Below are 21,700 nucleotides of genomic sequence, written 5' to 3'. Positions count from 1 at the left end.
TGCCATGTCGAGGATATGTTCGTTTCGGCCTTACATTTTTTGGCGGACTCCGAAAAATGTAAGCGGTCAGGCCTAGGACTAAAATTCACACATAGGACGAAATCCACACGCCGAAAGGAATTGAGATGCCCAACCGCGCCGAACGCCGAGCACAAGCCAAACGAAGCCGCAAGGGCGAAGTCAAGCAGCGTGAGGAGCAGGCGCGCAGCCGCAACGGCGTGGTCGACGAGTACGCCCTGCAGGAGCGCAGCCGCCGCCTCGAGGACAACGCCACCGGCGAATGGGTGCCGTCGGCCAGCACCATCACGCCCAGCGAGCCGGTTAATCCGAACTACAACGATCCCAAGATCGCACGCGCACCCCACTCGATCCGCCAATGGTTCCGCGTGGTCAGCTGGACGCTGATCATCCTGGCGGCCATCGCCTTTGTGGTGGTCATGTGGCTGCCGTCGCATCCGATGTGGCTGATCATCCTCGTCTCCGTCGTCTTCATCGTCGGTGTGCTGAGCCTCTTCTTCACCGCCGGCGACTACCACCACAACCCCAACCTCGATGACAACGGCACCGCGGTCTGACACGCGTCCGGAGACGGAAGACCGGCGCACGTGGCATGAAGGCGACACGATGAAGGTCGACCTGCTCACGCGCGAATATCCGCCGCATGTCTACGGGGGAGCGGGTGTCCATGTCGACGAGCTCTCCAAGGTGCTGGCCAGGCACGCCGAGGTCACCGTCCGCGCCTTCGACGGGCCTCGCGCGGCCGATGAGGTCCCCGATATTCCCGGCCTGCACGTCGTGGGCTATGACGTGCCCGAAGAACTGGAAACGGCCAATCCCGCGTTGCGCACCTTTGGCATCGACCTGCGCATGGCCGCCGATATCGACGCCGAAGTCATCCACGCCCACACCTGGTACGCCTGCCTCGCCGGTCGACTCGGCCAGCAACTGCACCACGTCCCGCTCGTCGTCACGGCGCACAGTCTCGAACCGCTGCGGCCATGGAAACGCGAGCAGCTCGGCGGCGGCTACGACCTGAGCTCGTGGGCCGAACGCGACGCCTTCACCCATGCCGACCGCGTCATCGCCGTCTCGGCCGGCATGCGCGACGACATCCTGCGCGTCTATCCCTCCATCGACCCGGACAAGGTTGCCGTGGTGCACAACGGCATCGACCTCGCAGACTTCCGCACCCCGGCCGAAGACGACCCGGCCTGGGGCATATTCGAGCGCTACCACATCGCCCGCGACCGCCCCACGCTGCTCTTCGTCGGTAGGATCACTCGGCAGAAGGGACTGCCCTATCTGCTCGACGCCATACGCCTTATCGACAAGGGCATACAGGTGGTCATCTGCGCAGGCGCGCCTGACACCAAAAGCCTCGGCGACCAGGTGCGCGCCTCGTTCGTGAGGTTGAAAGAGGAACGAGGCAACGTGGTGTGGATCGAGAAGATGATGCCGCGCGACGAGCTCAACGTGCTCGAACACGGCTGCAACGCGTTCGTCTGCCCGAGCGTCTACGAGCCGATGGGCATCGTCAACCTCGAGGCGATGGCCTGCCGCCTGCCCGTGGTCGCCACCGCCACCGGTGGCATCCCCGAAGTCGTGAGCGACGGCGAGACCGGCTACCTCGTGCCGATCGACCAGGAACAAGACGGCTCCGGCACACCCAGAGACCCCGAGCGTTTCGTGCGCGACATGGCCGCGGCCATCGACCGCCTGATGGCCGACCCCGAACAGGCCAGGCAGATGGGCGAGGCCGGCTGGCGCAGGGCGCGCGACGAGTTCAGCTGGGAACGCATTGGCGAGCAGACCATGGACGTCTACCGTCGGGCGCTCGGCTAGGCAACGGTTTGGCGGTGATGCGCCAGACGGTTGATGAGCGTTGATCCCGATCGTCGTAAGTCCTGCGAAATCCGGCGTCGAACACTTCCTGGGACGGTCGTATTGGGAAGACGTCATAGAGCTGTACGAAGGCCGCCACCAAGAAAATGCTCGTGCGGAACGCGGCGAAACCTTGGCGGCAAGGTCGCGGAATCCGCCGGAGTCGAAAGAAGCCAGACTTCCGCGCCGGAGAAGACGGTATCGCAGGCTCGATGGCACTCATTTCGAAGAGGCTTTCGATTTCGTGCACCGGACCGAGGAAAGCCACGCCGCCCGCCGTGTTCGGCGAAAATGGTATCCTATGAATACCTTGTGGACGTTGCCGGCCAACGGAGCGGTGCCGTCCGTATCAGTTCGTCGAGAGCGGGGAAAGGGACATGATGCTGCAGGATGTGCTGGTCATACTCATCGTGCTTGTCCTGCTGCTTGTCGCTTCGCTCTTGCTTTCCGCGCTGTTTCGCAAGGACCGCGCGCACCGCAGGCTGAAGCTATGGGCCGCCGCGCTGCTCGGCTTCTTCACGGTCATCCTCATCGTCTGCCGTCTGCTCACCTGATTCGATTCAATAGGTAATGGCCGCATGCGCCATGTCGGCATGGATGGCATCGGCCACGTCTCCCGTTTTTATCCGCTATCCGTCCCCACGATGTGGAATTCCGCCGTTGCCACACGCCGCGAATCATTATCGTTGGTCACAAAACCGTATGATGACCGGCCGTGGCGCGGCCGAACGAGGTGAGGTGACACGATGGGCGAGACCGCTTCCGCATTGACATTGAAGGGCGTCGAATTCCGCAGGAACAGGCGCGTGATTCTGAGCGACGTGGACCTCGACCTCAAACGCGGCGAGAAATGGATCCTCTTCGGGCCCAACGGCATCGGCAAATCCAGCCTCGTGGCGATGATGGCCACGCGCGGCTTCCCCTCCGAAGGCACCGTCGACATCCTCGGCAACCGGCTGGGCAAGGTCGACGTGTTCTCCTACCGCAACCGCATCGGTCTGAGCTCCGCCGAGCTTTCGCGGGCCTTCCCTCCCCAGGAGGACCCGCTCGACGCGGTCGTCACGGCGCTGACCGCCACCACCGGCCGCTGGCGCGACACCTACACCGACGAGGACTTCGCCAAGGCCCGCGCGCTCATGGCGCAGTTCGGCATCGAATACCTCGAAGGCAAGCAGATGTTCAAGCTCTCCGAAGGCGAGCGCACCCGCGTGCTGATCTGCCGGGCACTGATGGGCGACCCGGACCTGCTGATCCTCGACGAGCCGACCACCGGCCTCGACCTCGGCGGCCGCGAGCTGGCGTTGCGCGCCCTGAGCGACATCGGCCGGCACGACACCGAGCGCACCGTCCTGCTGGTCACCCACCGCCTCGAGGAGATCCCGCAGGGCTTCGACCATGTGGCCATCATGGGGCGCATGGCCGGCAACGAGACCGACGCCCACGCCGACAACGTGGCCGGCGCCGACCCGCAGCCGGGCACCATCATCTACACCGGCGACCTCGAGCACGGCTTCACCACCGAGCGCCTCAGCCACATCTTCGGCCTGCCGCTCAAGGTGACCCACGACGACGGCCGCTGGAACGCCTACGCGGTGTGAAGCGTACATACCCAGCAGGTTAAGTGGGGTGCATCGGCGCTTAGGTGGGTGCCGTTTTCGATTAATATGTGCTTCTACGAGCCCATGGCACGGGTATGTGGCGCCCAATTGACGCGTTGGGCACCCGATTAACCCGAATCTCGCGCTAATCGGTCGCGGAAGGGCCGCTCATCGAGATGGTGTGAGAGCATGGGCTCGTCGCATTTGTATCGAAAAGCCAAGGAAAGTGTGGGTGGGCATGCCGAGAACCGGAGCGCTGCAGGCGGGGGAGAAGGTCCAGTTCACGGACCGCAAGGGCAAGCGGATCACCGAGCAGCTCGTCGCCGGCGGCTCGACCCAGACCGACCACGGCCTCATCCTGCACGACCAGGTCATCGGCGGCAGCGAGGGCATCGTCGTCACCACCGTCACCTCCAAGCGCGCCGACCAGGTCGACAAGGTCAACCCGCAGCGTGACAAGGCCAAGCCTTGGAAGGCGGCCCGCGCCATCGGCGGGTGGGACTACGCGGTGATGAGGCCGCGTATGGCCGACTATGTGCTCTCCATGCCCCGCGGCGCCCAGATCATGTACCCGAAGGACATCGCCCAGGTCATCCAGCTCGGCGACATGCGCCCGGGGATGCGCGTGCTCGAGTCCGGCGCGGGCTCCGGGGCGATGAGCCTCAACCTGCTCGACGCGGTGGGGGAAAGCGGCCACCTGACCACCATCGAGATGCGCCCCGAGTTCGCCCGCATCACCGAGGCCAACGCGAGCCTCTATTACGGCAGGCGTCCCGGGTGGTGGGACCTGCTCACCGGCGATTTCGACTCCGTGGCCGCCACCCTGCCGACCCACTCCTTCGACCGCATCATGCTCGACATGCTCGACCCGTGGAACCGGCTCGAGCAGGCCTACCGCGTGATCGCGCCCGGTGGCGTGCTCGTCGCCTATGTCACCACCACCACCCAGATGTCGCGCCTGTGCGAGGGGCTGCGTGCCGCCGGATGCTGGACGGAGCCGGAGGTGCAGGAGACCTTCGAGCGCACGTGGAAAGCGCAGGGCCTGGCGGTGCGCCCCGACCACCAGATGATTGGCCACACCGGCTTCCTCGTCGTCACCCGCGCCATGGCCGAGGGCTTCAAGGCCCTGCGCAAACGCGAGCGCGCCACCAAGGACACCGTCACCGACGTCGACTCGCTGAGCGACGAGCAGCGGCAGGAGCGCCTGGCGGACCTCGAGCTGCGCGACATCTCGGACCGCAAGCTGCGCCGCGTGCTGCGCGACCTCGGCGACCAGCTGCGCCGGATCGACGTTGACGAGGACGAGACGTCGGGAAACGACGACTGAGACAGGGCATTGCGACGGTGACGCCATGGCCAATGGTGCCCTCGCCAACGTCATCGGACCTGCGAGGTTTGGCGAGCGACATATTGGGGGAGCGCGGAATGTTGTTCCCAGGCCCTGCGTTCCTGCCATGAGCCTGGGCTTGTTTCCGGCGATATAACCTCGGCTTATAGCGACACACTATGTGGTCTGATGACCTGATAACGTCGTTTTTTGGTACTCTCGAGGAAGACCAACGTTTACCACTGGAGGTACTACCATGCTCACATCCGTCTCGGGCTTCCCGCGCATCGGCCGCGACCGGGAACTGAAGAAAACCATCGAGGGATATTGGAAGGGCCGCAACGGCCTGGACGATGTGCGCTCCACCGCCAAGGCCCTGCGCGCCGAGCACTGGAAGCTGCAGGCCGAGGCCGGCATCGACCTGATCCCCAGCAACGACTTCAGCTACTACGATCAGATGCTCGACACCGCCATCATGCTCGGCGCCGTGCCGCAGCGCTACCGCCGCCTCGGCTTCGAGAACCCCGAGGACATGCTCTTCGCCATGGCGCGCGGCTACCAGGGCCCGGAGGGCGACGTCACCGCGCTGCCGATGAAGAAGTGGTTCACCACCAACTACCATTACATCGTCCCGGAGATCGACGCCTCCACCGACATCCGCCTCTCCTCCCTGAAGGCCATCGATGAGTTCGACGAGGCGTTGGAGCAGGGCATCAAGACCAAGCCGGTGCTCATCGGCCCCTACACCTTCCTGAAGCTGGCGCGCGACCCGCAGGCCGAGGAGCTCGAGCTCGACCGCGGCCTCATCGACTCGGTGGCCTCCGTCTACGCCGACATGCTGCGCCTCTTCGCCGGCCACGACGCCGACTGGGCCCAGTTCGACGAGCCCTACCTCGTGCTCGACAAGACGCCGGGCGACGTCGAGCTCTTCAAGTCGCTCTATTCCGCCATCCTGCCGGCCCGCAACAGCGTCGATGGCTCGGTCAAGCTGCTCATCAATACCTACTTCGGCCACATCGGCGACATCTACGAGACCGTCAACTCCCTGAACTTCGACGGCATCGGCCTCGACCTGATCGAAGGCCGCGACGAGAACCTCGCCGCCCTCAAGAAGTACGGCGTCGCCGACTGCACCACCATCTTCGCCGGCGTGGTCAACGGGCGCAACATCTGGCGCAACGACTACGCCGCCAGCCTTGGCCTGCTCGACGCCGTCAAGAGCGTGGTGCCCCGTGTCGCCGCCTCGACCGCCTGCTCGCTGCTGCACGTGCCGTTCAGCACCGAGGGGGAGACCGGCATCGAGCCGGAGACGCGCCGCCACTTCGCCTTCGCCGTCGAGAAGCTCGGCGAGCTCGACGACATCGCCACCCTGGCCGACCTCGACGACGGCAAGCGCAAGAGCGCCAAGGCGCTGGCCGGCAACCAGGCCCTCTTCGACGGCAGCCGCGTGGCGCCCGACCAAGCCGTGGCCAAGCGTCTCGCCGCGCTGGGCGAGAAAGACTTCGTGCGCCAGCCGGCCCGCGCCGAGCGCCGCCGCCTGCAGCATGAGGCGCTGGGACTGCCCGAGCTGCCCACCACCACCATCGGCTCCTTCCCCCAGACCAGCGAGATCCGCTCCATGCGAGCCAAGGCACGCAAGGGCGAAATCGACCAGGCCGCCTACGACGCCTTCATCGCCAAGTCCATCGACGAGGTCATCGCCCACCAGGAGCGGATCGGCCTGGACGTGCTGGTGCACGGCGAGTTCGAGCGCAACGACATGGTCGAATACTTCGGCCAGCATCTCAACGGCTTCCTGTTCACCAAGAACGCGTGGGTGCAGTCCTATGGCACTCGCTGCGTCAAGCCTCCGATCGTCTGGGGCGACGTGAGCCGCGCCGAGCCGATCACCGTGCGCTGGAGCAAGTACGCGCAGAGCCGAACCCAGCACGTCGTCAAGGGCATGCTCACCGGCCCGGTCACCATCCTCAACTGGTCCTGGCCGCGCGAGGACATCAGCAACGAGCTGCAGACCCAGCAGCTGGCCCTGGCGATCCGCGACGAGGTGCTCGACCTCGAGGCCGCCGGCATCAGGGTCATCCAGATCGACGAGGCCGCACTGCGCGAGAAGCTGCCGCTGCGCCGCTCCGACTGGCACAAGAAGTACCTCGACTGGGCCATCCCGGCCTTCCGCCTGGTGCATTCGGCCGTGAAACCGACCACGCAGATCCACACCCACATGTGCTATTCGGAATTCAACGACATCATCGCCGACATCGACAACATGGACGCCGACGTGATCTCCTTCGAGGCCTCCCGAGGCGATTTGGTCGTCCTCGACGCCATCCACGACGCGCATTTCGAAACCGAGGTTGGCCCCGGCGTCTACGACATCCATTCGCCGCGCATCCCCTCCACCAAGGAGCTGGTCGAGCGCATCCGCGAGATCCTCAAGAAGGCCGACGCCGGCCGCGTGTGGATCAACCCCGACTGCGGGCTGAAGACCCGCGGCAACGAGGAGACCTGGCCGAGCCTGGAGCACATGGTCGAGGCCGCCAGGACGGTCCGCGCCGAACTCGCCGAAGGCTCAAAGGCCTGAGAGACCCCGACTCTGGCATGTGGCCGCCATCGGTCCATCGATGGCGGCCACGGCATTGCCGGCAAACCCGTCGGCCATGAGGTCGTTCCATTGCGGTCCGTAAGCCGTTGGATATGAGGGACAATCAGTCTTTATTGGCCTGATTCCATAATTCGTTATTAATCCGCTATTTACTATTTACCATTCGTCACAGGAGACAGCCATGCACTCGCCGATTTTCTCGCTTGAGGTCTTCCCGCCCAAAAGCCATGCGCCCGTAGGTACCATCTACGACACGCTCGACGGGCTTGAGGAAGTCAATCCCGACTTCATCTCGGTGACCTACGGCCACGGCGCCCTGCACGACCGCACGCTCACCGCGCGCATCGCCCACACCATCCGCCACGACTACCAGATCCCGGTCGTCGCCCACCTCACCGCGCTCTACAGCGACGAGAGGACCGTCGACGAGGCGCTCGGCATGTTCCACAAGGCCGGCGTCTCCGGCGTGCTCGCGCTGCGCGGCGACCCGGTGGACGGCAACGAGCCGTGCGGCGTGTTCGCGCACGCCAGCGACCTGGCGGCCTACATCCACAAGACCGACCCCGGCATGAAGATCTTCGGTGCCTGCTACCCGGAATGCCATATGGAGGCCTCGTGCCTCGAGGTCGACGTCGACAACCTGAAGCGCAAGGTCGACGCGGGCGTGACCCACCTGATCACGCAGCTGTTCTACGACAACGCCGACTTCTACCGATTCCTCGACCTGGCGCGCGCCAAAGGCATCGACGTGCCGATCGAGGCCGGCATCATGCCGGTGCGCAGCGCCAAATCGGTCAACAACATGACCAAACGCAACGGCTCGAAGGTGCCGTCGGCGGTGGAGGCATTGGTGGAGCGCTGGGGCGACGACCCGCAGAGCCTGTGCCAGGCGGGCATCGTCTACGCCTCCGAGCAGGTGTGCGACCTGGTGGCTCACGGCGTCGACGGCGTGCACCTCTACACGATGAACAGGCCGGCGCTGGCCCGCCGTATCTGGGCGAACGTGGAGCATCTGTTCACCGTCAGCGACTGAAGGCTCGCGGCTGGGACTGGTCGACTGTCGGCCAGTCCCGCCAGGTTCGGGCCAGGCCTAGTCCTTCGGCCGAAGCGAGGGGAAATGGTCGAGCAGGATGGTGTGGATCGGCGGGATCTTGGCGATCAGAACGCCGACGATGGCCGCGATGATGATGGCCCACGAGGCGGTGTCCTGCTTGGCGGCGATCAGCATGAACACCACGATCACGAAGGCGATGCCCAGGTATTGCTGCCAGCGGTTCTGGCGCTCGGTCATGCGGCTCGCCTTCAGGGGGATGGCCCCGAAGAGGATGCCCGTGAACAGGCCCACGACGCTGACGATGACGGTGATGACGATGCCGGTGGTGCCCATGACGCTCCTTCGCTTCCGGCCGCCACGCGACCGGCTTCCACGCTGATTGACTACCTCGATGATAGGCCGACACGGCGAAATCCGGACCATGCGCCGGTTCGGCATGGATGATTCCGTACGAGCATGGCGGATGGCCAGAAGAGCCTTGATGGGACGCCAGCCAAGGGCATGTGGGGGAGCCGGCACGAGCGAGGTTGGTTGTATCGTTGAGCTATGGAGGATTCGATGGGTGAGAAGCTGGGCGCACGCGAGCTGATACGCGCGGGACTGCACGACCTCGACGCCGCCCGCAAGCTCTTCGACAGGCTCGCGGCCATGGGCATGGACGAGGGCCGTCACGCCGCGATGCTCAAGGCGCTCTCGCACGCCTGCGATCCCGATACCGCGCTTGCGCATTTGGCGGCCATCATCGAGAAGTTGCCGGGGGAACGAAGGACCCGCATACTCGATGACGATGTGGCTCTCGACCGTCTGGTCCGGGTGCTGGGCGCCTCGGACGCCATGGGCCGGCTCATGCTCGCGCATCCGAGCCTGGTCGACGCCGCGGTCGATGACGCCTGCGGAAGCCTCACATTCACCCACGACCAGAGCATGGAGCACATGCGTTCGGAGGTTGCCGGTACCGCCGATGTCACCGCATCATCCGAAAAAGACAGTGCCCGCGACGCAAACGACATGGCCACGGCGACCAACGCGCTGCGCCTGTGCTACTACCGGCAGCTCGCCGCCATCATGGCCGAGGACCTCGCGGCCGACGATCCCACCGAGATCCAGCCCGACATCAGCGTGATGCTCTCCGACCTCGCCGACGCCACGCTCGACGCCGCCCTCGAGATCGCCAAAGCGGACGTGGCCGACGCACGCCGGTGCCGCTTCGCCATCATCGCCATGGGCAAGCTGGGCGCCCGTGAGCTCAACTACGTCTCCGACGTCGACCTGATCTACGCGGTCGAACCCGTCGGCGACATCGGCACCGCCGCGCTCACCCGCATCGGCACCAGACTGGCCATGGCCCTGCAGCGAGTCTGCCAGTCGGTGATGCCCGGCGTCACCATGCCGCCGCTCTGGCAGATCGACACGGCGCTGCGCCCGGAAGGCAAGGACGGTCCGCTGGTGCGCACGCTGGCCTCGCACCGGTCCTACTACGACAAGTGGGCGCGCAACTGGGAGTTCCAGGCGCTGCTCAAGGCGCGGCCGGTGGCCGGTGACCGCGAGCTTGGCGCGGCCTACGAGGCCATGACCGTTCCCTTGGTCTTCGCTGCCTCGAAGCGCGAGGACTTCGTGCGCGAATGCCAGCGGATGCGCAAGCGCGTCGAGGACACCATCGACCCTGGCCTGCGCGAGCGGGAGATCAAGCTCGGCAAGGGCGGACTGCGCGACGTCGAGTTCACCGCACAGATGCTGCAACTGGTCCACGGCCGTTCCGACGCCACCCTGCGCGTGCGCTCCACGTTGGAGGCGCTCAGGGCGTTGGCCGCCGGCGGCTACGTCTCGCGGCCGCAGGCGACGAGGCTCGAGCGCGACTACCGTTTCGAACGCGTGCTCGAGCACCGTCAGCAGATGTGGCAGCTGCGGCGCACGCATCTGTTCCCGGATACCGGCGCTTCCAACGCAGAGACGAGCGCGACGAGGGCGCACAATCCTCTCGGCCTCAATGACAACCCGGAGCTGACCCGGCTGGCACGGGCCTTCGGCCTGCTGCCCGACGAGCTGGTGAAACGCTATGACGCCACGCGCCGCGAGGTGCGCCACCTGCACGTCGACATCTACTACCGGCCGATGCTGCCGATCAGCGCGCAGCTCGACGACGAGCAAGTCACCCTGAGCCCGGAGGCCAGCAAGGCGAGGTTCGCCGCCATCGGCTTCGCTGACCCGGAGGCGGCCATGCGCCACGTCGAGGCGCTGAGCAGGGGCGTCTCGCGCGCCGCCAAGATCAATCGGATCCTGCTGCCCTCCATCCTCCAATGGCTCTCCGAAGGCCAGAACCCCGACATGGGCCTGCTGCAATGGCGGCGGCTCGAGGAGCGTTTCGGCGGCGCCAGCCCCTACCTCGGCTTCCTGCGCGACTCTCCGCAGGCACTGACCAGGCTCTGCCACGTGCTTGCCAACTCCCGGCTGCTCGGCGACGCGCTCAACAAGTCGGTCGAATCGGTGCGCTGGCTCGGCGACGACGCCAAGCTCAAGGCCCGCAGCCGCGTCAGCCTCGACACCCAGCTCGCCGCAATTGCGCAACGCTATGCCACCAATATGAAGGATTTCGCCGACGCGGTCCGTGCGCTGAGGCGCCACGAGATCGAACGCATCGGCCTGGCATGGACCACCGGGGTGATGGACGGCGCCGGCAGCCTGATTGGGATGAGCGACGTCTACGACGCGGTGATCTCGGCGGCGCTCGGCTGGGCGGTCGGCAACCGCATGCGCGAGACGGGTCTGGAGCATGCGCCGGCCACGCTGTGCGTGATCGCCATGGGGCGCTATGGCGGCCGCGAGGTCAATTTCTGCTCCGACGCCGACGCCATGATCATCTACAGGGCCATGGAAGAAGGCGCGCCGGAAGGCGAAACCGACGGCAACGCCGGGGTAGGGACGGAAACGGCCACGAGTCCGGTGTCTTCCGCCGCTACCGATGGCTCTGGCGCCCAGCCCTCGCCGGGCCGGTTCGCGGCCGACGTGGTCGCCGACCTGCGCCGCATCCTGCAGGGGCCGGTGAGCCTCGAACCGGCCATCGACCTCGACCTCGGGCTGCGCCCGGAAGGCAAGAACGGTCCGCTGGTGCGCTCCTACGAATCCTACGCTAGCTATTACGCCTCATGGTCGGCCACCTGGGAACGCCAGGCGCTGCTGCGCGCCCGATACGCCGCCGGCGACCGACGCCTGGCCGAGGACTTCCTCACCGACATCGCCGACCCGCAACGCTACATGGACCGGCCTCTGGACGACACGGAGATCGGCGAGATACGCACCCTCAAGGCGCGCATGGAGGCGGAACGGCTGCCCCGGGGCGTGCGCCGCGACCGCCACCTGAAACTCGGCGCCGGTGGACTCTCGGACGTCGAATGGACCGTGCAGCTGCTGCAGCTCGAGCACGCCGGGAGGGAATCCTCGCTGCGCCTGACCTCCACGCTGGGCGCGCTTGACGAGCTCGAACGTCTAGGCCACATCGGCGAACGCGACGCGGCAACCCTGCGGCAGGCGTGGAAGACGCTCACCGACGCCCGCAACGGCAACTACCTGTGGAACGCGCACATGGCCCGCGCCGACGTGCTGCCCGACGACCTGTTTTCCCAGTCCGGCGTGGCCACCTTCCTCGGCTATGGCGCCAACCGCGGCCAGTATTTCATCAACGACATGACCGCCGTGATGCGCCGCTGCCGCGAGGTAATGGAACGCCTCTTCTACGGGCAGTGACACGCCGCTGGAGAACACGACCTACGGAAAGCGCGAAAACGCCGGCATTCCAAGGCCTGCGCCCGGTACGTCCAGGCGTGATTATCGGCTTCGACTCACCGCTGTCAGCCCGTGCGGGTAACTTGTCAATGGTCACACGAAGTGGCCACCTTCAAGCGAGAAAGGTGAGCTGTTGTCGATAGTGAAACATCCCATTCCGGGCTCCACGGACGGAGTCCACAATTCCCCATCATCCGATTCCGGGCGGTCAAGACGAACACCGGGATTGTCATTGGCCGGTTCCAGCGTCGTCACGTTGGATGACATACCGACCTCGGGAATCCAGTCGTTGCTCGACAAGGCACGATACATCGATTCCCACATGAAAGAAGTGGCTGGCACCTGTAATGGACGGGTGTTGGCCACTTTGTTTTATGAGCCCTCGACGCGCACGCGCCTGAGCTTCGAGACCGCGATGCTGCGGCTGGGCGGAAAGGTCATCGGCTTCGCCGGTTCCCAGCTCTCCTCGGCCACCAAGGGCGAGACCATCCACGACACCGTGAAGGTCGTCTCCCAGTACGCCGACATCATCGCCATGCGCCACCCCAAGGAAGGTGCCGCGCTCGTGGCCGCCCAGGCCTCGGACGTGCCGGTCATCAACGGCGGCGACGGCGGGCACATGCACCCCACCCAGACCCTGGCCGACCTCTCCACCATCGAGGCGCGCTTCGGCCGCGTCACCGACCTGACGGTGGGCCTGTGCGGGGACCTGACCTTCGGCCGCACCGTCCACTCGCTGATCGAGACGCTCTGCCGCTTCGGCAACGTGCGCTTCGTGCTCATCAGCCCCGACGAGCTCAAGACCCCGCAATATGTGCTCGACCGCATCAACGGGAGCCCCACCTGCTCCTACACCGAGGCGAGCGACCTGACCAGCGTCATCGGCGACCTCGACGTGCTCTACATGACCCGCGTGCAGAAGGAACGCTTCTTCAACGAGGACGACTACCTGCGCCTGCGCGACACCTACATCCTCGACGCCGCCAAGATGGCGCTCGCCAAGCCCACCATGGCCGTGCTGCACCCGCTGCCGCGAGTCAACGAGATCGCCCAGGAGGTCGACGCCGACCCGCGCGCCGCCTACTTCCAGCAGGTCAGGCGCGGCATGCTCATGCGCATGGCCCTGGAGAGCTCGCTGCTCGGCGACGAGCTGCCCGGCTACGAGGAGCACAACGACATCGACGCCAACGCAGACACCAAGGAGGCACAGGACTGATGGAAGTCACCAGCATCAAGGACGGCATCATCATCGACCACGTCGACGCGGGCACGGCGCTCACCGTGCTGCGCTACCTGAAGGTCGACCCCACCACCACCAAGCTGGCGCTGATCATGAACGCCAGCAGCCACGCGCTCGGCGCCAAGGACATCATCAAGATCGAGGACGTCGAGGACCTCAACCTCGACGCGCTCGGCCTCGTGGCGCCCCACGCCACCATCAACATCGTGCGCGGCGGCGGCATCGTCAACAAGCGCCAGCCGGGCCTGCCCGAACATCTCGTCGGCGTGATCAGCTGCAGGAACCCGCGCTGCGTCACCACCGCGGAGCGCGGCCTCGAGCAGCGCTTCCACCTGGCCAACGCGCAGCGTGCGGAATACCGCTGCGACTACTGCGACGAGGAAGCCAAGCTCTAGCGCGGCTGTCGGCAGAGGCTCGGGCCGGGCACGTCTTCGGATTGGAAGCCACGTGCCCGGTCGGAGCCCTGGCGGAAAAAGGCTGTTGTCGATTGGCTGGGTTTCGAGCCCATATGGCTTGCGGACATTCCCGGCCGATATCGAAGACCATCTTCAACGAACGTTTGCACGCTGGTCCGCGGCTTTGGACGGACTAAATACAGGAAGGAAAAACGGGATGCTGACCATCCACGACATCAAGGTGTGGGATACCGGAGAACGCATCGACCTGATCGTCGACGACGCCGACCCGGCACGTTCGCTGGTCGAGCCGGGAGCCAAGGCCTCCGGCGACATCGACGGATCGGCGCTCATAGTCGCCCCGGGCCTGGCCGACCCGCATGTCCACTTCCGAGACCCCGGTCAGACGGCCAAGGAGACGATGCGCACCGGTGCCGCAGCGGCGGCCGCGGGCGGCTACACGCGAGTGCTGGTCATGCCCAACACCATCCCCGCCGCCGACGGGCGCGACATCGAAGTGCAGGAGGCCGGAGCCGGGGGAGACCAGTTGCGGAAGGTCGGCGTGCGCAACACGCTCGACTACCTGCAACGTTACGAGCAGTTGCACGGCGTGAGGTTGCCGGTGCGCTATGACCTTACGGTCTGCGCGTCGATCGGACGGGCCGGCAAGCTGCCGACGCATCCCGCCGATTACGTGAGGTTCATGGAACATCCCGCCGGCACCGCCTCTCCAGCCGACGCCGACGCGGAAGACGGGAACGCCAACGATGAGGCCGTGCGGGAGCATCCCCTGCGCGCGATCAGCGACGACGGATCCGCCATCACCGAGGCCATCCTCGACGGCGTGCTTGCCGACGCGAAGGCCACCGGGCTGCCGGTGCTGGAACACTGCGAGCATCACGATTCCGGCGCCATCAACGAGGGAGCCGTCAGCAAGAAGCTCGGCATCGAGGGCATTCCGTCCTCCACCGAACTCGCCATCGTCGAGCGCGACATCGAGGCGGCCAGGCGCACCGGCGCGCACATCCACTTCCAACACGTCTCCACCGTCGATGCGTTCGACGCCATACGCCGGGCCAAGGCGGAGGGGCTGCCCGTCACCTGCGAGACCGCGCCGCACTATCTGGCGCTGTGTGATGAGGACATCCTCAAGTACGGCGCGATGGCCAAGATGAATCCGCCACTAAGAAGCGAGGCCGACCGGCGCGCCACCATCGCCGCTGTAGCCGATGGCACCGTCGACATGATCGCCACCGACCATGCCCCGCACACTGCCGCCGAGAAACAGGCTGGCCTGGCCGATGCCCCGAACGGCATCATCGGCCTGGAATGCGCCTACGGTGTCTGCCGCAAGGTGCTGGTCGAATCCGGGGCCATCAACGACGAACGGCTGATCGAACTCATGGCACTGGCGCCCGAGCGGCTGATGGGGCACACGCCCACCGACGTCGCGACCCTGCTCAACAATTCCGCGGCCTGCGCCACGAAGCGAGTGTTGGACCTGAGACAGGTGGAACATCCCGAAACCGTCGACCTGACCCTCATCGACACCGGCCGCCGCTGGACCGTCGATTCCTCGAGCTTCCACTCCAAGGGCCGCAACACCCCGTTCGACGGCTGGGAGCTCACCGGCAGGCCCGTGGCCACGGTCATCGGTTCGAAGCTGGTGTATAGCCGGTTGGCAGCACAGTGAGAAGCGATATACATGAACAATAAGAACGACAAACGAACTGATATGACAATGAACAATACAGTGAGGCAAACTGTTATGGATATCAATATAACAGTTCAAACGCTTGCAACGAAAGGGGAGACGGGCGGATGGACCGACTGATCGAAGCCATTGAGGCGAAGGACAATCCGAGCGTCGTCGGGCTGGACCCGACACCGACGTTGGTGCCGCCGCAGGCCATCACTTCGCAGGATGGGTTTGGCGGGCCGAAGGCGCAGGAGGACGGCACGCATGGCATGGAGCGGTCGGGCGAGGCCCCGGCCGCGCAGATCGTCACCGGCTTCTACGGTTTCAACCGCGCGATCATCGACGCCGTGAAAGACATCGTCCCGGCCGTCAAGCCCCAGATCGCGATGTACGAGGCTTACGGCTCGGTCGGCTTCGACGTCTACCGCCTTACTTGCCAATACGCGCAATCTCAGGGCTTGTACGTCCTCGGCGACATCAAGCGCGGCGACATCGGCTCCACGGCAGCCGCCTACGCCAAGCACCTGACGGGTGTCAACACCTTGGACGGCGACATCAACGGCCACCCATGGCATGAGGACGCCATCACCGTCAATCCGTATTTCGGCACGGACGGCATGACGCCGTTCCTTAATGCCGCCAAACAGGCTGACAAGGACCTGTTCGCACTGGTGCGAACCTCGAACCCTTCGAGCGCGGAAATCCAGGAACTCGAACTCGCCAGCGGCGAGCGCGTGTATGAACACGTGGCCGATCTGGTGGAAGTCTGGGGCGTCGACTCCATCGGCAAGTACGGTTACTCACGACTCGGCGCTGTGGTCGGAGCCACCCATCCCGAACAAGGCAAGAAACTGCGTGAGCGTATGCCGCACACCTTCTTCCTGGTGCCGGGTTACGGAGCGCAGGGCGGCACCGCGGCGGACGTGGCCGGTATGTTCGGCGCTCATGGCCGCGGCGCCATCGTCAACTCGTCGCGAGGCATCATCGGAGCCTGGAAAAAGTCGGGGAAGTACCGAGAAACCATGGACGCCCAGGAGGCGCTCGACCTGGTCGGGCGCAGCGCCCGCGCCGCCGCCATCGCCATGCGCGATGACCTGCGCGAGGCGTTGCGACGACCCTGATGACGGCCCCGCCGACATGCCGAAGCCGATTGTCCATTTCCGAAGCATTCGCGTGTTCCCCGGAATTCGTGGAAAGATGGATGAAGCCGGCACGGCACACGGCGTACAGTCCGATGAGGAAATGCATGGTGCTCCGCGCACCACGATTGCAGAAGGAGAGAGATGCCCACCAACACCTTCATACCCACGTTCACCACAGGCTCCGTCGAGCTCCGGGCTGCACAGGCCGGGCGCAAGCCGGGCCGACGCACCGACGAGGTGGTCGCCGCGTCGCGCCTCGGCGACGGGATATACGAGCTGGTCGTCCACGACCCGTACGTGGCGCGGACCGTGCGGCCGGCCCAGTTCGTGAACCTGTATTCCGCCAACGCCACCATGGTGCTGCCGCGTCCGTTCGGCGTGGCCAAGGTGGAGGGCGACGACGTCACGCTGATCTACCAGGTCGTCGGCGCGGGCACCGAGGAGTTCTCGCATTTCCGCGCGGGCGACGCCGTCGACGTGCTCGGCCCCTTGGGCAAGCCGTTCGACCTGGCGAAACGGGCCAACTACATCCTCGTCGGCGGAGGACTCGGCGTCCCGCCTCTGCTCCTCGCCGCCCAGGCGCTGCACGGGCGCGCCGACGGCTCGAAGGTGACCTCCGTCTTCGGCTATCGTGACGAGCGGTTCGCCGATGATCTGGTACGTCCCTATGCCGACGAAGTCCACAGCATCACCAACGAGCGGGGCAACGTCGTCGACCTGCTGGACAGTATCGAAGGCGAGGTCAGCGGCGCGCCGCTTCCGCCGGTCATCCTCTCCTGCGGGCCGACGCCGATGATGAGGGCCGTCGCCGCATGGGCCTGCCAACGCGGCATTCCCGCTCAGTTGAGCTTGGAGGCCCGCATGGGCTGCGGCTACGGAGCGTGCGTGGCCTGCGTGGTCGATACGCCGCAAGGTCGGCTGAAGGTCTGCAAGGACGGACCGGTCTTCACCACCGAGCAGCTGGGCTGGGGAGCGTGAGCCGGATGGGTGCGATGAAAAACGACACGAGCGAAACCGGAGCGGATGCGATGAACGAAACCAACGAAACCTGCGAACAAGACCAATCGCACCAGCCGATGGACGTGCTGGAACCCTACGAATGGCGTCACCCGACCGTGGTCGCCGGGGTCAGGTGGAAGAACCCGGTCGGCACGGCCTCGGGCACCTTCCAGCTCGACGCGTGCGGCGACTACTACGATGTGGCCCAGATGGGCGCCATCAGCACCAAGGGCGTCTCGCCGGTGCCGTGGCAGGGCAATCCCGGGCCGCGCACCGCCGAGTCGCCGGCCGGCATGGTCAATTCCGTCGGCCTGCAGAACCCGGGCGTCGACCATTACCTCATCGACGAGCTGCCCCGCCTCAAGGACCTCGGCGCCACGGTCGTCACCAACGTGGCCGGCCACAGCGACGACGACTACGAGCAGGTGGTCGCCAAGCTCGCCGACTCGCCGGCCGACATGCTCGAGATCAACGTCAGCTGCCCGAACGTCACCCACGGCGGCATGAGCGTGGGCACCGACCCCGTGGCGCTCGGACGCCTCATCACCCATCTGCGCGCCATGACCGGCAAGCCGATGATCGTCAAGCTCTCGCCCAACGTCACCGACATCGTCGAGATCGCCCACGCCGCGGTCGACGCCGGGGCCGACGCGCTGAGCCTCATCAACACGCTGGTCGGCATGCGCTTCGACATCCGCACCGGCAAACCGATCCTGGCCAACCGCACCGGCGGCGTCTCCGGGCCGGCCATCTTCCCGATTGCGCTGAGCTTCGTTTGGCGGGTGCGCCAGGCCATCCCCGACGTCCCCATCATCGGCATCGGCGGCATCGACTCGGGCGAGAAGGCGCTGGAATACCTCTACGCCGGGGCCAACGCCGTGGAGGTGGGCGCCGCCGCGCTCACCGACCCCACCTCCCCGATGCGCGTGGCCCGCGAGCTCGACGACCTGCTCGACGCGCGTCCGGAGCTCGCTACGAAGCTGGCCGAAGGGCAGACGTGGTAATGGTGGCTTCGGCCGGCTGTACCGTCGCAACAATCGAACAATTCCGCCATAAACAGGCCGCTGACTTGCGCTCAGCGGCTCGTTTATGGCGTAACCGTGGAATCGATGCCCACACAGGGCAATGAAAGAGGCAATCATGAATCAGACCAGCAACAACGGGGAATCCAACGGCATGACGCCGCTCGACCAGCGCTTCACCGAGTTCATGCTGCAATCCGGGGCGCTGCGGTTCGGCGACTTCACCCTCAAGTCCGGCAGGCGCTCGCCCTACTTCATCAACGCGGGCGCGTTCGACGACGGGCGCAAGATCGCCACCCTGGGCGCCTTCTACGCCGAGAAGATCGCCACCGCCATCGCCGACGGCACGCTGCCCGGCGACATCGCCACGGTCTTCGGCCCGGCATACAAGGGCATCCCGCTGGCGGTCTCCGCCTCGATCGCGCTGACCAGCATGCACGGCATGGAAGTCGGCTACACGTTTGACCGTAAGGAGAGGAAGGACCACGGCGACGGCGGCATCCTCGTCGGCACGCCGCTCAAGGACGGGATGAAGGTGCTGCTGGTCGACGACGTGATGACCGCCGGCACCGCCGTGCGCGAGGTCGTCCCCAAGCTCAAGGCCGCCGCGGACGTCGACATCGTGGGCCTGGTGCTCTCGGTGGACCGCATGGAGAAGACCAAGGACTCCGAGATGTCCGCCGTCAAGTCGGTCGAGCGGGAGTTCGGCTTCCCCGTCCTCTCCATCGCCAACGTGCGCGAGATCTTCGCCGCCGCCTCCCACATGGTCACCACCGACGGCCAACCGCTGCTCGATGACGACATCCGGCAGCGCGCCGACGCCTACCTCGCCGAATACGGCGCCTGAGCGTGCGGTCCTGAAGTGGGCCGTGTCGGCTGATTCGGTCATTGTCCGACAATCTCTCACAGTCGGACTAAAATTGACCGGTATCACGTCAAGCATCGCCTCGATGGGGGAGCCGTATGAAGCAGGAATACACCAGGACGTTGGAACAGCCGATCGACAGCGACCGCAATATCTTCTCGTTGCTCGACGACCGCGCCGCCCGCGCGCCACAGGACTCCCTGGTCGAATACGTGGGCGGCGACGGCCAATGGCAGTCCTTCACCGCCACTCAGTTCCGCGACAAGGTCATCGGCCTGGCCAAGGGGCTCATCGCGCGCGGCGTCATGCCCGGCGACTCGGTGGCCATCATCGCCCACACCTCGTGGCAGTGGACCGCGCTGGACATGGCCATCATGTCGATCGGAGCGCTCACCGTGCCGGTCTACGAGACCAACTCGCCGGCGCAGGTCGAGATGATCTTCAACGACTCCAATGTGAGGATGGCCTTCGCCGAGGACGACGCCCAGCGCGACAAGATCGAATCGGTGCGCGCCCGCTGCCACGATCTCAAGGATGTCTATGTCATCGACGCCGGTGCCATCGAGACCATCGAGAAGTTCGGCCAGGGCGTCGCGGACCACGAGTTCTGGGAGCGCGAGAAGGCGGTGAAGGGCGGTGATCTGGCCACCATCGTCTACACGTCAGGCTCCACCGGCACGCCGAAGGGCATCGAGCTGAGCCACTCCAATTTCGTGTTCATCACCATCTCCGGCGTGCGTTCCATGGGCGCCATCCTCAATCGTCCCGGACGCCGCCTGCTCCTGTTCCTGCCGCTGGCGCACGTGTTCGCCCGCTTCATGCAGCTCGTCTGCTTCGCCGGAACGGTTACTTTGGGTCTTTCGAGCGATTTCAAGACCATCCTCGCCGATTTCCGCACGTTCAGGCCCACGTTCATCCTGGCCGTGCCGCGCGTCTTCGAGAAGATCTACAACGCGGCCTCGCAGAAGGCCGGGGCCGGGCTGGCCGGACGCGTCTTCTCCAAGGCCACCGACACCGCCATCGCCTGGTCGAAGGCCCAGCAGTCGGGCAAGCCGATCCCGAAGGCGCTCAATATGCGCCACGCGCTCTACAACAAGCTCGTCTACTCCACCATCATGCAGATCTTCGGCGGGCAGGTCGAGTACGCGGTCTCCGGCGGCGCCCCGCTCAACGCGTCCATCGCGCACTTCTTCAACGGCGTCGGCCTGCCACTGCTCGAGGGCTACGGCATGACCGAGACCTGCGCGCCGGCCATGGTCAATCCCACGTCCGGCTACAAGATCGGCACCGTGGGCCTGCCGTTGCAGGGCGTCACCGTTGGCGTGAGCGATGCCGGCGAGCTGTGCATCAAGAGCCGCGCGGTGTGCGTCGGCTACCACCACCATCCCGAGATCACCGCAGAGCAGATCGTCGACGGCTGGCTGCACACCGGCGACCTCGGCTCCATCGACGCCGACGGCTTCGTGACGCTGACCGGACGCAAGAAGGACATCATCATCACCGCCGGCGGCAAGAACGTCTCGCCCGCCGAGGTGGAGACCGCCGTCATGACCTCGCCGGTGGTCAGCCAGTGCGTCATGGTCGGCGACCGCAAGCCGTTCATCGCCGCCATCATCTCGCTGGACCTGCAGGAGACGAACACCTGGCTCAAGTCCGAGGGCGCCGAACCGGTCAGGGACCTTGGCGAGGCCGTCGCCAACCCCATCGTGCGCGCCGAGGTCGAACGTGCCGTCAACAGGGCCAACGAGCTGGTCTCGCGCGCCGAGTCCATCCGCAAGTTCGAGATCGTCCCCGACGAGTTCACCGAGGCCAACGGCATGCTCACCCCGAGCCTCAAGGCCAAGCGCCAGGTCATCACCGCCCACTACCAGGACCTCATCGACAACGTCATCTACGCGCCGAAGAAGAGTTGAAAGCCAAACGAACTGACGACAACACGAAGTCGAAGACGAAGGAGTCGTGATGGGGTGGCTGGTTATCGTCGTGCTGGTCGGTGCAGCCGCGTTATGCGCGGTGTTCGGGGTGAAGCATAGTCTCGAGCACAAAGCAAACAGCATGACTGGGACCAGTGAAGAAGACAGGCTCAAAGCTGCGGATTT

17 protein-coding genes are annotated in these 21,700 nt (G+C 65.6%); 16 read left to right on the top strand and 1 reads right to left on the bottom strand.

All coding sequences use genetic code 11. The annotated features are described in order from the left end of the window. The first annotated feature begins 125 nt into the window (after positions 1-125). From PT282_RS04255 to metF, 7 genes are all read left to right on the top strand, one after another. The gene (locus PT282_RS04255) at positions 126-575 is read left to right on the top strand and encodes a tripartite tricarboxylate transporter TctB family protein (protein WP_277168313.1); all 450 of its coding nucleotides are present in this window, start codon (positions 126-128) and stop codon (positions 573-575) included. A gap of 49 nt (positions 576-624) precedes the next feature. After that, positions 625-1,842, top strand: coding sequence for a glycogen synthase (glgA, locus tag PT282_RS04250; protein ID WP_277168312.1), 1,218 nt, complete (start codon positions 625-627; stop codon positions 1,840-1,842). Positions 1,843-2,258: 416 nt separating this feature from the next. Further along, positions 2,259-2,435 (top strand): hypothetical protein, encoded by a 177-nt coding sequence (locus PT282_RS04245; protein WP_277168311.1) that lies wholly within the window; start codon positions 2,259-2,261, stop codon positions 2,433-2,435. A gap of 192 nt (positions 2,436-2,627) precedes the next feature. Then, positions 2,628-3,479, top strand: coding sequence for an ABC transporter ATP-binding protein (locus PT282_RS04240; RefSeq protein ID WP_277168310.1), 852 nt, complete (start codon positions 2,628-2,630; stop codon positions 3,477-3,479). 238 nt (positions 3,480-3,717) lie between these two features. Next, entirely contained in the window at positions 3,718-4,806 is a 1,089-nt protein-coding gene (locus tag PT282_RS04235; protein WP_277168309.1) for a tRNA (adenine-N1)-methyltransferase, read from the top strand. Positions 4,807-5,062: 256 nt separating this feature from the next. After that, the gene (gene metE, locus PT282_RS04230) at positions 5,063-7,384 is read left to right on the top strand and encodes a 5-methyltetrahydropteroyltriglutamate--homocysteine S-methyltransferase (protein ID WP_277168308.1); all 2,322 of its coding nucleotides are present in this window, start codon (positions 5,063-5,065) and stop codon (positions 7,382-7,384) included. 202 nt (positions 7,385-7,586) lie between these two features. Continuing rightward, a complete protein-coding gene (gene metF / locus PT282_RS04225; RefSeq protein ID WP_277168307.1) occupies positions 7,587-8,438 on the top strand; it encodes a methylenetetrahydrofolate reductase [NAD(P)H] in 852 nt (283 codons plus the stop codon). 57 nt (positions 8,439-8,495) lie between these two features. On the opposite strand, the gene PT282_RS04220 is transcribed toward metF, so the two are convergent. Beyond that, on the bottom strand, positions 8,496-8,792 hold the full coding sequence (locus PT282_RS04220) for a hypothetical protein (protein ID WP_277168306.1): 297 nt from the start codon (positions 8,790-8,792) through the stop codon (positions 8,496-8,498). 213 nt (positions 8,793-9,005) lie between these two features. Here PT282_RS04220 and PT282_RS04215 point away from each other — a divergent pair, with 213 nt between their 5' ends. From PT282_RS04215 to PT282_RS04175, 9 genes are all read left to right on the top strand, one after another. Then, complete coding sequence (locus PT282_RS04215; RefSeq protein ID WP_277168305.1) at positions 9,006-12,200, top strand: bifunctional [glutamine synthetase] adenylyltransferase/[glutamine synthetase]-adenylyl-L-tyrosine phosphorylase; 3,195 nt, start codon at positions 9,006-9,008, stop codon at positions 12,198-12,200. A gap of 271 nt (positions 12,201-12,471) precedes the next feature. After that, on the top strand, positions 12,472-13,455 hold the full coding sequence (pyrB, locus tag PT282_RS04210) for an aspartate carbamoyltransferase (protein WP_277168304.1): 984 nt from the start codon (positions 12,472-12,474) through the stop codon (positions 13,453-13,455). Then, positions 13,455-13,874, top strand: coding sequence for an aspartate carbamoyltransferase regulatory subunit (locus PT282_RS04205; protein WP_277168303.1), 420 nt, complete (start codon positions 13,455-13,457; stop codon positions 13,872-13,874). Before pyrB ends, PT282_RS04205 begins: the two co-directional genes overlap by 1 nt. A 217-nt stretch (positions 13,875-14,091) precedes the next feature. Then, positions 14,092-15,567: a dihydroorotase gene (locus PT282_RS04200; protein ID WP_277168302.1), complete on the top strand. Its 1,476-nt coding sequence runs from the start codon at positions 14,092-14,094 to the stop codon at positions 15,565-15,567. Between the two features lie 128 nt (positions 15,568-15,695). Beyond that, entirely contained in the window at positions 15,696-16,694 is a 999-nt protein-coding gene (gene pyrF / locus PT282_RS04195) for an orotidine-5'-phosphate decarboxylase (protein WP_277168301.1), read from the top strand. 162 nt (positions 16,695-16,856) lie between these two features. Then, positions 16,857-17,693, top strand: a complete 837-nt coding sequence (locus PT282_RS04190; protein ID WP_280925218.1) for a dihydroorotate dehydrogenase electron transfer subunit — start codon at positions 16,857-16,859, stop codon at positions 17,691-17,693. A 50-nt stretch (positions 17,694-17,743) separates the two neighbouring features. Next, positions 17,744-18,718 (top strand): dihydroorotate dehydrogenase, encoded by a 975-nt coding sequence (locus PT282_RS04185; RefSeq protein ID WP_374114138.1) that lies wholly within the window; start codon positions 17,744-17,746, stop codon positions 18,716-18,718. Positions 18,719-18,890: 172 nt separating this feature from the next. Continuing rightward, positions 18,891-19,583, top strand: coding sequence for an orotate phosphoribosyltransferase (gene pyrE, locus PT282_RS04180; RefSeq protein ID WP_277168937.1), 693 nt, complete (start codon positions 18,891-18,893; stop codon positions 19,581-19,583). A 116-nt stretch (positions 19,584-19,699) separates the two neighbouring features. Next, entirely contained in the window at positions 19,700-21,514 is a 1,815-nt protein-coding gene (locus tag PT282_RS04175) for a long-chain fatty acid--CoA ligase (RefSeq protein WP_277168300.1), read from the top strand. The last annotated feature ends 186 nt before the right edge of the window (positions 21,515-21,700 follow it).

It is taken from the genome of Bifidobacterium sp. ESL0763 (assembly GCF_029433395.1).
Classification (GTDB): domain Bacteria; phylum Actinomycetota; class Actinomycetes; order Actinomycetales; family Bifidobacteriaceae; genus Bifidobacterium.
Note: the sequence above shows the minus strand (reverse complement) of the source record. Positions and strands in the feature narration are given on the sequence as shown.